The 14,837-nt window shown below is 72.3% G+C and carries 14 protein-coding genes; 6 read left to right on the top strand and 8 right to left on the bottom strand.

Going from position 1 to position 14,837, the window contains the following annotated elements:
- Positions 1 to 2 precede the first annotated feature (2 nt).
- On the bottom strand, positions 3 to 599 hold the full coding sequence (locus ACH34R_RS16580; protein WP_397562310.1) for a CDP-alcohol phosphatidyltransferase family protein: 597 nt from the start codon (positions 597 to 599) through the stop codon (positions 3 to 5).
- A 110-nt stretch (positions 600 to 709) separates the two neighbouring features.
- On the opposite strand from ACH34R_RS16580, the gene ACH34R_RS16575 reads away from it, so the two are divergent.
- Positions 710 to 1,306, top strand: coding sequence for a class I SAM-dependent methyltransferase (locus ACH34R_RS16575; RefSeq protein ID WP_397562309.1), 597 nt, complete (start codon positions 710 to 712; stop codon positions 1,304 to 1,306).
- Between the two features lie 7 nt (positions 1,307 to 1,313).
- On the opposite strand, the gene ACH34R_RS16570 is transcribed toward ACH34R_RS16575, so the two are convergent.
- From ACH34R_RS16570 to ACH34R_RS16560, 3 genes are all read right to left on the bottom strand, one after another.
- Complete coding sequence (locus ACH34R_RS16570) at positions 1,314 to 2,111, bottom strand: enoyl-CoA hydratase/isomerase family protein (RefSeq protein WP_397562308.1); 798 nt, start codon at positions 2,109 to 2,111, stop codon at positions 1,314 to 1,316.
- 28 nt (positions 2,112 to 2,139) lie between these two features.
- Positions 2,140 to 2,835 (bottom strand): gamma-glutamyl-gamma-aminobutyrate hydrolase family protein, encoded by a 696-nt coding sequence (locus ACH34R_RS16565; RefSeq protein ID WP_397562307.1) that lies wholly within the window; start codon positions 2,833 to 2,835, stop codon positions 2,140 to 2,142.
- 145 nt (positions 2,836 to 2,980) lie between these two features.
- Complete coding sequence (locus ACH34R_RS16560; protein ID WP_397562306.1) at positions 2,981 to 3,634, bottom strand: CGNR zinc finger domain-containing protein; 654 nt, start codon at positions 3,632 to 3,634, stop codon at positions 2,981 to 2,983.
- Between the two features lie 440 nt (positions 3,635 to 4,074).
- On the opposite strand from ACH34R_RS16560, the gene ACH34R_RS16555 reads away from it, so the two are divergent.
- On the top strand, positions 4,075 to 5,205 hold the full coding sequence (locus ACH34R_RS16555; RefSeq protein ID WP_397562305.1) for a globin domain-containing protein: 1,131 nt from the start codon (positions 4,075 to 4,077) through the stop codon (positions 5,203 to 5,205).
- A 204-nt stretch (positions 5,206 to 5,409) separates the two neighbouring features.
- Positions 5,410 to 6,492 carry a WD40/YVTN/BNR-like repeat-containing protein gene (locus ACH34R_RS16550; RefSeq protein WP_397562304.1) on the top strand — a complete coding sequence of 361 codons (1,083 nt, stop codon included), beginning with the start codon at positions 5,410 to 5,412 and terminating at the stop codon, positions 6,490 to 6,492.
- Positions 6,493 to 6,528: 36 nt separating this feature from the next.
- On the opposite strand, the gene thyX is transcribed toward ACH34R_RS16550, so the two are convergent.
- The 3 genes from thyX to ACH34R_RS16535 all read right to left on the bottom strand — a co-directional run bounded on the left by thyX (position 6,529) and on the right by ACH34R_RS16535 (position 10,769).
- Positions 6,529 to 7,254, bottom strand: a complete 726-nt coding sequence (gene thyX / locus ACH34R_RS16545; RefSeq protein WP_111171955.1) for an FAD-dependent thymidylate synthase — start codon at positions 7,252 to 7,254, stop codon at positions 6,529 to 6,531.
- 80 nt (positions 7,255 to 7,334) lie between these two features.
- Positions 7,335 to 8,501: an amidohydrolase family protein gene (locus ACH34R_RS16540; RefSeq protein ID WP_397562303.1), complete on the bottom strand. Its 1,167-nt coding sequence runs from the start codon at positions 8,499 to 8,501 to the stop codon at positions 7,335 to 7,337.
- A 132-nt stretch (positions 8,502 to 8,633) separates the two neighbouring features.
- Positions 8,634 to 10,769, bottom strand: coding sequence for an anthranilate synthase component I (locus ACH34R_RS16535; protein ID WP_397562302.1), 2,136 nt, complete (start codon positions 10,767 to 10,769; stop codon positions 8,634 to 8,636).
- Between the two features lie 400 nt (positions 10,770 to 11,169).
- Here ACH34R_RS16535 and ACH34R_RS16530 point away from each other — a divergent pair, with 400 nt between their 5' ends.
- The 3 genes from ACH34R_RS16530 to ACH34R_RS16520 all read left to right on the top strand — a co-directional run bounded on the left by ACH34R_RS16530 (position 11,170) and on the right by ACH34R_RS16520 (position 14,069).
- On the top strand, positions 11,170 to 11,412 hold the full coding sequence (locus ACH34R_RS16530) for a DUF3311 domain-containing protein (protein WP_397562301.1): 243 nt from the start codon (positions 11,170 to 11,172) through the stop codon (positions 11,410 to 11,412).
- Positions 11,409 to 13,004: a monocarboxylate uptake permease MctP gene (mctP, locus tag ACH34R_RS16525; RefSeq protein ID WP_397562300.1), complete on the top strand. Its 1,596-nt coding sequence runs from the start codon at positions 11,409 to 11,411 to the stop codon at positions 13,002 to 13,004. Before ACH34R_RS16530 ends, mctP begins: the two co-directional genes overlap by 4 nt.
- A 114-nt stretch (positions 13,005 to 13,118) precedes the next feature.
- Positions 13,119 to 14,069 (top strand): TauD/TfdA dioxygenase family protein, encoded by a 951-nt coding sequence (locus ACH34R_RS16520; protein ID WP_397562299.1) that lies wholly within the window; start codon positions 13,119 to 13,121, stop codon positions 14,067 to 14,069.
- A 46-nt stretch (positions 14,070 to 14,115) separates the two neighbouring features.
- Here ACH34R_RS16520 and ACH34R_RS16515 read toward each other — a convergent pair whose 3' ends face one another.
- The gene (locus tag ACH34R_RS16515) at positions 14,116 to 14,811 is read right to left on the bottom strand and encodes a DUF5709 domain-containing protein (RefSeq protein ID WP_397562298.1); all 696 of its coding nucleotides are present in this window, start codon (positions 14,809 to 14,811) and stop codon (positions 14,116 to 14,118) included.
- Positions 14,812 to 14,837: the final 26 nt, after the last annotated feature.

The following is a 14,837-nucleotide window of genomic DNA, read 5'->3' as shown; positions in this document are numbered from 1 at the left end:
GATCACCCCTTTTGTGCGGTCTTTGCTCCTTTTACGAGCTGGCGCACCTGTACGACATACAACGCTCCCGCCCACCAGTACAGACCTGTTCCCCAGATGGCGAACGCCCAGCCGAGCACACCGGCGGGCATCGCGTACCAGCCGGTGTGGGAGGCCAGGAACAGCAGCGGGAACGCGTACAGCAGATTGGCCGTGGCCGCCTTGCCCAGGAAGTGGACGGGCAGCGCGGGGCCGTACCCCAGCCGGCGCAGGATCGGCGGCACGATCGCCAAGAGCAGCAGGTCGCGCAGCGGGATGCCCAGCGCCAGCCACCACGGGATGATCTCCCGCATGGCCAGCCCGAACAGCGTGGCCAGGATGTAGAGGCGGTCGGCGAGCGGGTCGAGCATCCGGCCGAGCCGACTGGTCTGGTTCCAGGCGCGGGCGAGCTTGCCGTCCAGCCAGTCGGAGAACCCGGCGAGCGCGAGCAGCCCGATCGCCCAGGCGTCGGCCTTGGGGCCGAGCACCAGCCACAGGAAGACCGGCACGCCGAGCAGGCGGGCCAGGCTCAGGGCGTTGGGGACCGTCCAGATGCGATCCTCGGCTGAATTCGCGCTCACGGTGCCGACCCTACTGTTCGGCCTGCTGACGCGCGTGCGTGGCCCGCCGCCCGCCGTCCGGCGGGGAGCGTGCGGCCCGGTCCGGTCCCCGGAGTCGATACGCTCAAGCCATGCGCCGCGACGCCGCCCTCTTCCTGACACAGTTCATGCGCTCCCCCGCTCTGGTGGGCGCGGTCGCACCCAGTTCCCGGGCGCTGGCCCGCAGTGTCACCGCGCCCGTCCCCGAGACCGGCGACCCCGTGGTGGTCGAGCTGGGCCCCGGCACGGGCCCCTTCACCGCCGAGATCCAGCAGCGGCTGGGCGGGCGCGGCCACCACCTGGCCGTGGAGATCAACGAGCCGATGGCCCGGCGGCTGATCGGCCGCTACCCCGGCGTGGACGTCGCCATCGCCGACGCCGCGACGCTGCCCGCGCTGCTGGCCGAGCGCGGCCTCGGCCAGGCCGACGCGATCGTCAGCGGGCTGCCCTGGGCGGCGTTCTCCCGGGGGCTGCAACTCCGGCTGTTGTCGGCGGTGCTCAAGTCGATGACGCCGGAGGCGGCGTTCACCACCTTCGCCTACGTCCACGCCCTGCCGCTGTCCACGGCGCGCAGGTTCCGCAGGCTGCTGTGCGACACCTTCGAGGAGGTCGTGCCGGGCCGCACGGTGTGGGGCAACCTGCCGCCCGCCTTCGTCTACACCGCCCGCCGTCCCCGCTCAGCGGGCTGACCCGGGGTCAGCCGCGCCGGAAGTCCGGCGGGCGCTTCTCGCGCAGGGCCCGCACGCCCTCGCCGACGTCGGGCCCGGTGAACCCGAGGAACTCCAGGGCGAGCGAGGCGTCGAAGGCCGGGCCCGCCTGGCGGAGCCAGTTGTTCAGCGCGTACTTCGTCAGGCGGATGGCCTCGGCCGGGCCCTCCGCCAGGCGGACCGCCACCGCCAGCGCCCGCTCGTGCACCTCGTCGTCGTCGGCGCACAGGCTCACCAGCCCCATCCGCTCGGCCTGCTCGCCGGTGACCGGCTCGCACAGCAGCAGGTGGTACTTCGCCTTGGCCATGCCGCACAGCAGCGGCCAGATGATCGCCGCGTGGTCGCCGGCGGCCACGCCCAGCCGGGTGTGCCCGTCGATGATGCGCGCCCCGCGCGCGGCGACCGAGACGTCGGCGAGTAGCGCCACGGCCAGTCCGGCGCCCACCGCCGGCCCCTGGATGGCCGAGACGATCGGCTTGGAGCAGTTGATCATGTTGTAGACGATGTCGCGGGCCTCGCCAAGGATGCGCATCCTGGTGGCGTGGTCGCGGGTCATCTCCTCGATCATGGAAAGGTCGCCGCCGGCGGAGAACGCCTCGCCCTCGCCCCGGATCAGCACGGCCCGCACGGAGTCGTCGGCGTCCACGTCCCGCCAGATTCCGGCCAGCTCCCGGTGGCCGGTCATGTCCACGGCGTTGCGCCTGCGCGGCTCGCTGATCACGATCCGCAGCACGCCGTCGGCCGCCCAGTCGATCTTCAGACGCTCATACCCGCCGAAGCCCGTCACGCTCGAACCCTAGCAACCGCCCCCGCCCTCAGGGCCGGGCCGCGTCCACCAGGGCCTCGACGAGGCGGTTGTCCTCACCGCGCTCGGGGTGCCACTGCACGCCCACACCGAACCGGTGCCCCTGCAACTCCACACCCTCGATGATCTGGTCGTCCGCCCAGGCCACGGCGAGCAGCCCGCTGCCGAGCCGCTTGACCGCCTGCCGGTGCGGCGCGCTGACCTCGATCCGGTCGCCGATCGCCTTGCCGAGCCTGCTGGTCACGCTGACCTGGATGACGTGCGGGGTCTGGGCCTCGTGCCGCTCGTGCCCGACCGCCTCGGGCAGCCGGCCGATCAGGCTGCCGCCCTGGGCGACGTTGAGCACGTGCATGCCCCGGGCGATCGCCAGCACCGGCACGTCGGCCTCCACGGCGGCGCGGGCCAGGGCCAGCTCGAACCGGTCGCGGTGCGGCTGAAGGTCCTCGGCGTCTTCGGTGTCCTCGCCGGCGGCCTCGCCGTACAGGGTGGGGTCGATGGCGGTCCCGCCGGCGAGTACCAGGCCGTCCAGGCCCCGGATGTAGTCCTCGGCCACGTCAGGGCGCAAGGGGGGCAGCACGACCGGCGCCCCGCCCGCCTTCGTCACCGCCTTCGCGTAGGAGGGTGGCGACAACACCGCCTCACGAACCCAGATCCCCCAACGGGCGGCTTCGAGGTAGGCGGTGATACCGATCAGCGGTCGGGACATACGTTCTCCAGGGGAATGCGCGAGGTCGTACCCGCCCGGCGCCGGGCGAACCCACCCCATTGCAGCGACTATCTCATCATTGCGCACACCAATTCGGGCATGTCACAGATCTCCGATATCAGTCCCGTCACTTCCGGCACACCCGTCACGCGCGGCCACGATGCGCCCGCACTTTGTGGCGATTGCCGCAGTGTTCCATCGCGCACCAGCGGCGACGCCCCGGCCGCGAGGTGTCGACGAAGATCAGGCGGCAGTTGTGCGCGGCGCACTCGCGCACCCGGTCGGCGGCAGGACCGGTGAACAGCTCCACCGCGTCGCGCGCCACACTGGCCAGCACCCGCGTCCCGGTGATCGGCCCGCCCCAGCCGAACCCGCCGCCGGGCTCGATGCGCGGCGCCAGCGACGGCATGGCCGCCAGCGCGTTGACGATCTCCACATCCGCCCCGGCCCCACCGCCGGCGCTCATCTCCGACCGGGCACTCGGCCCTGAGGCCGGCTGCGGGGCGGGGACGTCGGTCGCCGGGCGGGCGTGGGCCGACGCGATGCGCCACAGGGCGTCCCGGAGGGCTCTGGCGCGCTCCACATCGCCCGGCCCGACCTCCACCAGCGCGGGATCCACCCGCAGCCGCGAGCGGCCCGCCCAGGCCGCGAGATCGGCCGGTGTACGCATCACCTCGTACCCTCCCGGCGCCTCCGGCCCACCGGTGGGCAGCAGCTCCAGGCACAGCGCCCCCGGATCGAACCGATAGGCGACGCCTTCCCTGGTATGCAGGATCAGTCCCGCCGCGGTCTCCGTCACGTAACCACGATAAATGGTTACACGGTGGGCCACCTGTACCGGGCGAGCAGGCCCCAGCCTCCCGGACATCACCAGGAGGCAGGAACAGAGGCGATGGCGAGCGCCGGCGCCTGAGGGCGCCGCCTCTCCTTCCGAGGGCGGGTGCGGGACCGTGCAGGCCGGCCGGCGAATGCAATTGTGAATATTATTCTCGCAATATATCCGCTCGCCGATTATGCCGGATATTTCGGTGCAACCCTTGTCTCGATCCACCCGGAGTGTCACACTCGAAAATCGAGCGCTCGGGGCCGGGACCACCGTGCGCTCATCACCCGGACCACACCGCGGGTGCGGCGCCGATCCGGCCGTACCCACTTCCGACCAGGCAGGATATGGCCGAGCGGCCCTGCCGGGCACCCGCGGCCGAAAAAGGGTTCATCCAGGGTGGGGGTTTTCCGGAAATGCAATTCGATCCGCGTCCGGTCAAGGAGAGTTTCGCGCTCATCGAGCCCGCGGCGGCGCGGGCCACCGCCTATTTCTATGGACGGCTGTTCGCCGCGCACCCGCACCTGCGCGCGCTGTTCCCGCCCGCCATGAACGTGCAGCGGGAGCGCCTGTTCCGGGCGCTGACCCGGATCGTGTGGAGCCTGGACTGCCCGCAGGGCCTGGCGACGGACCTGGCCCGGCTCGGGCGCGACCACCGCAAGTACGGCGTCGCCCCCGCCCACTACGCCGCGGTGGGGGACGCGCTGCTGGCGACGGTCCGGCGGTTCGCGGCGGAGGCGTGGTCGCCGGAGATGGAGCGGGCGTGGGCCACCGCGTACGCCACCGCCGCCGAGATCATGACCGAGGCGGCGGCGGCCGACACCTCGCCCCCCTGGTGGCCGGCCGAGGTGATCGGCCATGAGCGGCGCACCGGCGACATCGCCGTCCTGACGCTGCGGCCCGCGCTGCCGTTCCCCTTCCTGCCCGGCCAGTACGCCACGGTGCAGACGGCCAGGTGGCCCCGCGTGTGGCGGGCGTTCTCCATCGCCAACGCCCCGCGCGAGGACAACACGCTGCGGCTGCACGTGCGCGCGGTCCCCGGCGGCTGGGTCTCCACCGCGCTGACCCGCGGAACCCGTGTCGGCGACACGCTGATGCTGGGCCCGGCACGGGGCTCCATGATCGCCCCGGCCGCCTCCGGCCGCGACATCCTGGCCGTGGCCGGAGGCACCGGGCTCGCGCCGCTCAAGGCGATCATCGAGTCCGTCCTCACCGAGGAGGCCACCGGCCCGGAAGACCGCCGCCCGCACATCCACCTGCTGTACGGCGCACGCAACGGCGGCGAACTGTACGACCTGCCGGACCTGATCCGCATGCGGGCGCACCATGCCCGGCTACGGGTGCTCCCGGTGGTCTCGGGCGACCACGCCTATGAGGGCCTGCGCGGCACCCTCCCCGAGGTGATAGGCGACTTCCCCTCCTGGCGCGACCACGACGCCTTCCTGTGCGGCCCACCCGCCATGGTCGGCAAGGCCGCCCAGCGGTTACGCCAGGACGGCCTGCCGCCCGTCCGCATCCACCACGACCACCACCCCACCGACCCCTGACTCCCGCCCGCCCCCGACTGCCAGGGCCGGGTCCGTCGCGGTGGATCGGCTGGTCGGCTGCGGTTTCGGGGGGTGGGGTGGCACGATGGGCAGGTCGTGGGTGGGGCGGGGGGTTAGCGTTCCGGCTTGGCGATGTGGGGTAGGGAGGTCCGGCCGGAACCGGCTTCGGTAGCAGGATGACCACCCCGGAAGGAGATATGGCAGATGGGCGACGCACTCCTGGCCATCGGCACCCGTAAGGGGCTGTTCCTCGCCCGCTCTCGTGACGGCGGGGCGTTCGAGGTCGATCCGGTCCGGTTTTCCACGATCGGCGTGCATGCCGTCGCGGTGGACACCCGCGGGCGGCCGGTGCCCCGGTTGCTCGCCGCGATCGAGTACGGGCACTTCGGCCCGTCCGTGATGTGGTCCGACGACCTGGGCGAGAGCTGGCAGGAGGCCCCCCGTCCGCCGGTCGCCTTCCCCGAGGACACGGGCGCCACGCTGACCAGGGTGTGGCAGCTCCAGCCGTCCCCGTCGGAGCCCGGCGTGGTGTGGGCGGGCGCCGAGCCGGGGGCGTTGTTCCGCAGTGAGGACGGCGGGCGGACGTTCACCCTTTGCACCGCGCTGTGGAACCACCCGCACCGGCCCGAGTGGCAGCCGGGCGGCGGCGGGCTGTGCCTGCACACGGTGCTGCCGCACCCGGCCGATCCCGGCTCGATCGCCGTGGCGGTGTCGGCGGCCGGCTTTTACCGCAGCACCGACGGCGGGGCCCGCTGGGAGGCGGCGAACCGGGGCATCCGTGTGGCGTTCCGGCCGGAGGGCGACCAGTATCCGGAGTTCGGGCAGTGCGTGCACAAGGTGGCGGCGCATCCCGGGCGGCCCGACCGGCTGTTCCTGCAGCACCATTTCGGCGTCTACCGCAGCGACGACTTCGGCGCGAACTGGACCGCCATCGGCGGCGGCCTGCCCTCCGACTTCGGTTTCCCCATCGTGGTGCATCCCGACCGGCCCGACACGGTGTACGTGGTGCCGCTGGAATCGGACATGGACCGGGTCCCGGTGGGCCATCGCCATCAGGTCTACCGCTCCGACGACGCCGGGGAGTCCTGGAACGCGTTCGGTGAGGGGCTGCCGCCCGGGCCGGTGCACGCCTCGGTGCTGCGCGACGCCATGTGCGCCTCCCCCGCCGGGATCTTCTTCGGGACCCGCGACGGCGAGGTGTACGGCTCCCGCGACGACGGCGAGACCTGGACGGTGATCGCCCGCCACCTGCCCGACGTGCTCACCGTGCGCGCGGCCGTGTTGTGACGCGGCATAGCCCAGGCCGTCGCCCGCCGGTAGGCGTCAGGGGGCGACGCGGCCGTTGGCGACGAAGGCGGCGTGGGTGAGCGGCATCAGCTCCGCCCAGATCGCCTCCATCTTCTCGGCCACCATCTCGATCTCCCGTTGCGGGAACGACGGCACGGTGGCCGCCTCGCTCTTGGTGCGCAGCGACAGGAAGTGCATCAGCGCCCTGGCGTTGCACGTGGCGTACATCGTGGAGAACAGGCCGACCGGCAGCACCGACCTGGCCACCTCCCTGGCGATGCCGGCCTCCAGCATCTCCTGGTAGGCGGCGTAGGACCGGCGGTAGGACGCCTCCATCACCTCGGTGACCAGCTTGTGCTGCGCGTCGGTGCCGTCGAGGAAGACGTAGCGCCCCGGCTTGCCCTCCTGCACCAGCTTGCGCGACCGGCCAGGTACGTAGAACACCGGCCGCAACTCGCGATATCGGCCGCTCTCCTCGTTGTAGGACCACACCCGGTGCCGGTGGAACTCGCGGAAGACGAAGATCGGCGCGCTGATGAAGAAGGTCATCGAGTTGTGCTCGAACGGACTCCCGTGCCGGTCGCGCATCAGGTAGTTGAGCAGCCCCTTGGACCGCTCGGGGTCCTTGCGCACCTCGTCGAGGGACTGCTCGCCGAGCGTGGACACCCGGGCGGCGAACAGCACGTCGGTGTCGGCGGCGCTGTGTTTGACCAGCTCGACCGTCACATCGTCGCGGAAGCTCGGCGCGCTTTCCTCTGGCACGTGGGGACCTTTCCTCACCGGGTCATGGGGCCTCGCCCAGCCTATCCACCGCCTCCCGCGATTCCCGCTGAACCCACGGCTCACAGCCGGTAGACCCGCTGCGCGTTGCCCGCGCCGATCATGTGCGCGACCCGGGCCGCGTCGGCCGCGCTCCACTCCCCTTCCCCGATCCGTGCGGCCAGTGCCCGCGCCAGCCCCCGCCGGTAGTACAGCGCCCCCAGGTGACACGTCTCGGCCACCCCGTAACAGTCACTGCTGAACATCTGCTTGTGGAAGGGGACCAGCTCCAGCAGTTCGTCCACGATCGCCGCCGACCCGGCCGCCGTGTGCGTCAGCGCCAGCCCGAGGTCCACGTAGACGTGCGGATACACGCTGGCCAGATAGGCCGCCTGCCGGTGGAAGGGGTAGCAGTGCAGCAGGATCAGCGGCACCCCGCCGGGTTGCAGGGCCCTGATGAACCCGGTCAGCAGCGCCGGGTCGGCCCGGTGCAGGTCGATGTCGGGGTCGCCGTAGCCGCAGTGGAACTGCACCGGCAGCGACCGCTGCCTGGCCACGTCCACACCGCTCCACAGCAGGTGGCGCAGCAGTATCGGGTCGCTCAGCCGCGCCTTCGGGCCGGCCAGCCGCCGCCCGGCCGCCGCGACCACCGCGCCCCTGCCCGGACGTCCGATGTCGAAGTCCAGGCCGTACCGGTAGGCGATGACGGTCTTCAGGCCGACGGCCCGCGCCGCGGCGGCGGAAAGGGCCTCGGCGAGGGCGTCGGGGTACTCGGCCGCTCCGGCGACCGACCGGGCGACGGTCTCCTCCACCCGCTCCAGCCGTACGATCTCGTCGGCGGCGGCGCCGCCCAGCCTGCCCATCTCGGCGGCCGACAGCAGCCCGGCGCCGTTCAGCCCGGTGTCGACCAGGAAGGCGACGATCCCGGCCTGGCGCAGCAGCCGCCGGTTGACCTCGGCGGCGCCCAGTTCGGCGCGCCGCGCCAGGTACACCGCGGGCGGCGTGTGCGGCGGCAGGTCCAGCACGGGCGCGCACCAGCGGCGGATGGCCGCGCCGATCGGCGTGTCGAAGTGCGTCGTGCCGGGTGGCGCGGGCGTGGCGGCCTCGGTGATCAGCAGCTCGAACGCGGCCCTGCCCAGGTCGTCGCGGCGTACGCCGTGGCAGTGGTGATCGACCAGCGGGGCGAGCAGCGCCTCGCGCACCGCGTCGGGCAGCGGCGGGCCGGGGGGCAGGTCGTCGGCGGGAGGCATGCGGCAACTCCAGGGGCGCGGCGGCACCGGGGCGGGTGTGTGGGACCAGGACGCGCAAGGAGCCTAGTGCCGGTGGCCCGGCCGGGGGGCGCGGACGCGCGGGCTCGCCGCCGGCGCCCCCTTCCTGTGAGATCAGCGGCGGGTCAGCCGCAGCACGTTGGCGATGATCTTGGCTCCCGCGCCGCCCTCGGTGGTGAGGATCGACTCCGGATGGAACTGCACGGCGAACCGGCGGTTGGGCGCGTCCTCGATGGCCATCACCGCGCCGTCCGGCGTGCGGGCCGTCGTGGTGAAGCCCTTCACCCCCTCCTGTGTGGCGTGCAGCGAGTGGTAGCGGGCCGCGGTGAACTCCGCCGGCAACCCCTCCAGCAGCAGGCTCTCGCCGATCCGGCCCACCCGGCCGCGCTTGCCGTGCTCAGGGGTGGCCAGCAGGGACAGCTCGCCCCCCGCGTGCTCCACCATGGCCTGCAGCCCGAGGCAGACGCCGAACACCGGCAGCTTCCTGGCGTACAGCTCGCCGACCAGCGCCGAGCAGCCGAAGTCGGACGGCCAGCCCGGACCCGGGGACAGCACGACCAGGTCGGGGGCCACCTCGTCGAGCATCTTGGTGGGGAAGCCGTGCCGCAGGGTCACCACGTCGGCGCCCTGCTGGCGGAAGTAGTCGGCCAGGGTGTTGACGAAGGAGTCCTCGTGGTCGACGAGCAGCACCCGCATGCCCGCGCCGGGGGCCTCGGCCGCCTGCTCGGGTACGGCGGCCCGCTCGGCGGCGGACCCCACCGCGGCGAGCGCGGCCAGCAGGGCGCTGGCCTTGAGCTCGGTCTCGCGCTCCTCGGCGGCCGGGTCGGAGTCGAACAGCAGGGTCGCCCCGGCGCGCACCGCGGCGACGCCGTTCCTGATCTGCGCGGTGCGCAGGGTCAGGCCGGTGTTCATCGAGCCGTCGAAGTACAGGACGCCGACCGCGCCGCCGTACCAGCGGCGGGTGGTGGCCTCGTGGTCCTCGATGAACTGCATGGCCCAGCTCTTCGGCGCGCCGGTGACGGTCACCGCCCACATGTGGGTGAGGAAGGCGTCCAGGGCGTCGAAGCCGGGGCGCAGCCGGCCCTCGATGTGGTCCACGGTGTGGATGAGGCGGGAGTACATCTCGATCTGGCGGCGGCCGATGACCTGGACGCTGCCCGGGACGCAGATCCGCGACTTGTCGTTGCGGTCGACGTCGGTGCACATGGTCAGCTCCGACTCCTCCTTGACGCTGGAAAGGAGGGTCCGGATGGCCTCGGCGTCCTCGACCGGGTTGCTGCCGCGGGCGATCGTGCCGGAGATGGGGCAGGTCTCGACACGGTCGCCGCCGACGCGGACGAACATCTCCGGCGAGGCGCCCACCAGGTGCTCGCCGTCGCCCAGGTTGAACAGGAACTCGTAGGGCGCCGGGTTGATCTTGCGCAGCACGCGGTAGAAGCCCGCCGGGTCGGCGCAGGGGGCGTGGAAGACCTGGCCGGGGACGACCTCGAACAGGTCGCCGCGGACGAACCGCTCCTTGGCCGCCGCGACGACCTCCGCGTACGTCCCCCGCTCGGGGTCTTCGGGCACCACGGGCGGCACGGCGGGCAGCGGGATGGTCTCCCCCGTCCGCGCGAGGCCGTGCGTGGACATGCCGTCCACGGTGAACTCGTAGCGGTACTCCTTGCTGGTCTCCCGCTTGCGGTCGATGACCGTGACCCGGTCGGGCAGGTGCAGCACCAGGTCGCGCTGGTCGGCGGGGCGGGACAGCACCTGCCGGATGGGCTCGAACTGGAAGGCCAGGTCATAGCCGAAGGCACCGTACAGGCCCAGGTGCCCGTCACTGCCGTGGAACGCCGAGATCACCTCACGGATGGCGGTGAAGACGGTCGGGCGGCGGCTGCGCATCTCCTCGGGGAGCAGGTCCTCGGACTCGGCGACGTGCACCTCGACGTGGTCGGCCGAGGGCTCACCGGTCGGCTTGCCGGCCGCCAGCAGGCAGGTGGCCACGACCGGGAGCACCACCCGCCCGCGGTCGTTCAGCGCGCGTGCCGAGACCCTGCGCCCCCTGGCCACGATCTCCAGGCACGGGTCGACATAGGCCAGGTGCCAGCGGCTGTAGCGGCCCGGGTACTCCATGCCCGAAGACAGCACTCCGCCGCGGCGCTCGCCGAGGGCGTTCACGATCTCATCGAGCACCGTCTCCGGCACATCGGCCGTTGTGACCTCGACACCGACGCCGCCGTCGGTGGTATATCGGCTGACTTGCACGTTCGCGCCCCTTCGCTGGTCAAGACCTGATCCCACGGTGAGGAACCGGCCGAGCAGATGCCCCGGGGGCGGACATGTGGACGGCCGCCGACTCGGGGCGGCCGTTCTCACTCGCGAATGCGAAACCTGCGCCGCCTATGAGCGGCGCCACCACAGCCTGGATGGACAGGTTCGCATGGCGTACAGGGTAGCGGCGGCAGCCGTGATCTTGCAACGCGCCGCGCCGCCGCCGTCCTGGCGGGCATCATCGTGTCAGAGCGACTTGACACAGTGACAAGGAGGCGGTCACCGCTCACCGCGCCAACGACACCGCTCACCGATTGCCGCAGACGTATTCACCGCCCGTAACCTACGCTCCGGTCAGCCCCCTGTCTCCGTCTCCGTCGGCAAGGAGATCGAGTTGAGCACATCGCACCACGATCGGCGTTCCGGGCGGCCCCCCGCGAGGAGCGACGCGAGCCCCTGGAACTGGCTGCTCGTCATTCCCGTCGTCCTCCCGCTGCTGCCGTTCCTGTACAACGCGGAGGAGCCCCGGCTGCTCGGCTTCCCGCTCTTCTACTGGCTCCAGCTGGCGTTCATCGTCGCCGGAGTGACCGCCACCACGATCGTCTACCGGGTGACGCGGAAGAGGAACGGCCGATGAGCGAGCACCTCACCGAGATCATCGTCTTCACCGTGCTGTTCCTGCTGGTCAGCGGTATGGGATTCGTCGCCGCCCGCTGGCGGCGGCCGCAGGACCTGGCCAGCCTCAACGAGTGGGGGCTCGGCGGGCGCAACTTCGGGGCCTGGATCACCTGGTTCCTGGTCGGCGGCGACCTCTACACCGCCTACACCTTCGTCGCGGTGCCGGCGCTGGTCTTCGGGGCGGGCGCGATGGGGTTCTTCGCGGTGCCCTACACCGTGATCGTCTACCCGATGGTGTTCCTGGTGCTGATCCGGCTGTGGTCGGTCTCGCACGTCCACGGGTTCGTCACGCCCGCCGACTTCGTGCGGGCCCGGTTCGGCTCCCCGACGCTCGCGCTGCTGGTGGCGCTGACCGGGATCGCGGCGACCATGCCGTACATCGCCCTGCAACTCGTCGGGATCGAGGCGGTGCTGAAGGCGATGGGCGTCAGCGGCCACCTGCCCATCGTGATCGCCTTCGCGATCCTGGCCGCCTACACCTACCGCTCAGGGCTGCGGGCCCCCGCGCTCATCGCGTTCGTCAAGGACACGCTGATCTACCTGGTCATCCTGGTGGCCATCATCTATATCCCGGCGCGGCTCGGCGGCTGGGGCGCGATCTTCGGCGCGGCCCAGGAGAAGTTCGCCACCACGCCCGCCAAGGGCGACGGCGTACTGCTCGGCGCGGGCAACCAGTGGCAGTACGTCACGCTGGCCCTCGGCTCGGCGCTGGCGCTGTTCCTGTACCCGCACAGCCTCACCGGCGTGCTCGCCTCGCGCAACCGCGACGTGATCAAACGGAACATGTCCGCGCTGCCCGCCTACAGCCTGCTGCTCGGCCTGATCGCGCTGCTCGGCTACATGGCGATCGCGGCCGGGGTGCGGCCGGTCGGCGGCGACTCCAACACCGTGGTCCCGCGGTTGTTCGACATGATGTTCCCCGACTGGTTCACCGGGGTGGCCTACGCCGCGGTGGGCATCGGCGCGCTGGTGCCCGCGGCCATCATGTCGATCGCCGCGGCCAACCTGTTCACCCGCAACATCTACCGCGAGTACCTGCGCCCGGACGCCACCGACGCCCAGGAGGCCCAGGTCTCCAAGCTGGTCTCGCTGGCCGTCAAGGTCGGCGCGGTGCTGTGCATCCTCCTGCTGGACCTGCAGTTCGCCATCGACCTGCAGCTCATCGGCGGGGTGGTGATCCTGCAGACGCTGCCCGCGGTGGCGCTCGGCCTCTACACCCGGTGGCTGCACCCCCGCGCCCTCATCGCGGGCTGGGCCGCCGGCATGGGGACGGGCCTTTGGATGCTCTACACCATCGGCAACCCCGCCACCGGCAAGGCGCACTTCGCCGGGTCCGCGTTCCCGCTGTCCAACCTCGGCCTGGAGACCTCGACGACCGTCTACGCGGGGCTGCTGGCACTGGCCGTCAACCTGGCGGTGGCCGTGGCCGGCACGCTGATCTGCCGGGCCGCCGGGGTGGCCAGGGGCGCCGACACCACCCGCCCCGACCACTACCACGCGGACGAGGGCGACCCCCGGGTCAAGGACCTCGACCTCGCCGGTTCCACCTGATCCGACGCGCCGCCGGCCGTGCCCCGCAGCGGGCGCGGCCGGCCGCGTCTGCAAAACCCTAAATCCCTACCGTTTTAGTTGACAATCTGTGAAGGCCCTGCCTACCGTGCTCGCATGACGACCACCACAGGAACACTCAGGCACCCGCTCGCCGACCCCGCCACCTCCCGCCTCACCGTCACGCCCATCGGCGGGCGGATCGGGGCGGAGATCGGCGGCGTCCGTCTCTCCGGCGACCTGCCGCCCGCGCTCGTGGACGAGATCCGCGTCGCGCTGCTACGGCACAAGGTGATCTTCTTCCGCGGCCAGGAGCACCTGGGCGAGGCGGGCCAGGTCGCCTTCGCCAGGCTGCTGGGCGACCTGACCACGGCCCACCCGACCGTGCCCGCGCTGGACGGCAACACCCACATCCTGGACCTGGACTACCGGGGCGGGCACAAGGTGGACCGCTGGCACACCGACGTCACCTTCGTCGAACGCCCGCCGCTGGCATCCGTGCTGCGGGCCCTGGACGTGCCCTCCGTCGGGGGCGACACGCTATGGGCCAACACCGTCGCGGCCTACCAGTACCTGCCGAAGGAGCTACGCGACCTCGCCGACCGGCTCCGCGCCGTCCACACCAACGCCTACGACTACGTGCGCGTGGCCGCCGCAGGCGACCCCGAGCGCAGCCGCCGCTACGCCGAGGTCTTCTCCTCGACGATCTTCGAGACCGAGCACCCCGTCGTACGCGTCCACCCTGAGACCGGCGAGCGCGCGATCCTGCTCGGCGACTTCGCCAAGCACCTGGTGGGGCTGCCCGGCAACACCTCGACCGCGGTCATCAAGCTGATCCAGGAACACGTCACGCAGGTGGAGAACACCGTGCGCTGGCGCTGGCACGCCGGTGACGTGGCGGTCTGGGACAACCGCGCGACCCAGCACCGGGTGGTGCACGACTTCGGCGACCGGCCCCGCCGGCTGCACCGGGTCACCGTCGCGGGCGACGTGCCGGTGGGCGTGGACGGACGGCGGAGCCGTGCGATCACCGGCGACGCCAGCCGCTACACCACCGCGGCGGCCTGAACGCGCCGGGCGGGCCCGGCCGGCGAAGTCCGTCCCCGCCGCCCGTTCACTCCACGTCATCGACGTGCATCGCGGCCTCCTCGGCGGTGAAACCGCCGCCGTCCGGGCCGACCTCCCTGGCGATCTCGTCCTTCTCGGTGTCGGCGCGCACCCCCTCGTCGGGCTCCACGAGCCGCCCCGCCGGACGCGGGGTGTCCCATACCGCGCCCGAGGGCTCCTCGGGCTGGGCGGGCCACTCGGGGTCGGGGCCTGCGTCCGGCTCGAAGGAGGTGTCCAGATCGGACCCGACCCCGAGGCCGCCGGTCTCGCTCAGCCCGTCGTCGGTCACCCCCGCGGGACGCTCGACGGGTTCGTCCCAGTCCGGGTCCGGCGGCGGCCCGGCCTCCCGGGCCTCCTCGGGAGGGGCGCCGGGCGGGACATCGCCGGGCGGGGCGACATCGTCGCCCTCCAGCTCCCGCTCCCCCGTGGTGCCGCCCTCCGGCGCGCCGCCCTGGAGCGGGCCGCCGAAGACCACCTGCTGCTCGGGGTCCTCCCGGTCCAGGCGGCCGTCGAGCGACTCGCCCGCACGCTGTTCCTCGCGCGTCGTACCGAAGTCGTCGACGGCCTCGGGGCGGTCGCCGGGCAGCGGGGCCTCCTGCGGGTCCACCGCCCACCGCGCCGCAGGCGTGCCGTCCTGGAGGTCGGGAATGCCCTCGTCCTCGGCGCGGGACCGAGGGTCCGGTTCGGGAATGTTCTTACTCACGGCGACCTCCCTGATGTGCTTCCCCG

Source organism: Spongiactinospora sp. 9N601, from assembly GCF_044326295.1.
GTDB classification, from domain to species: domain Bacteria; phylum Actinomycetota; class Actinomycetes; order Streptosporangiales; family Streptosporangiaceae; genus Spongiactinospora; species Spongiactinospora gelatinilytica.
This window is presented reverse-complemented; position numbering and strand designations above follow the sequence as displayed.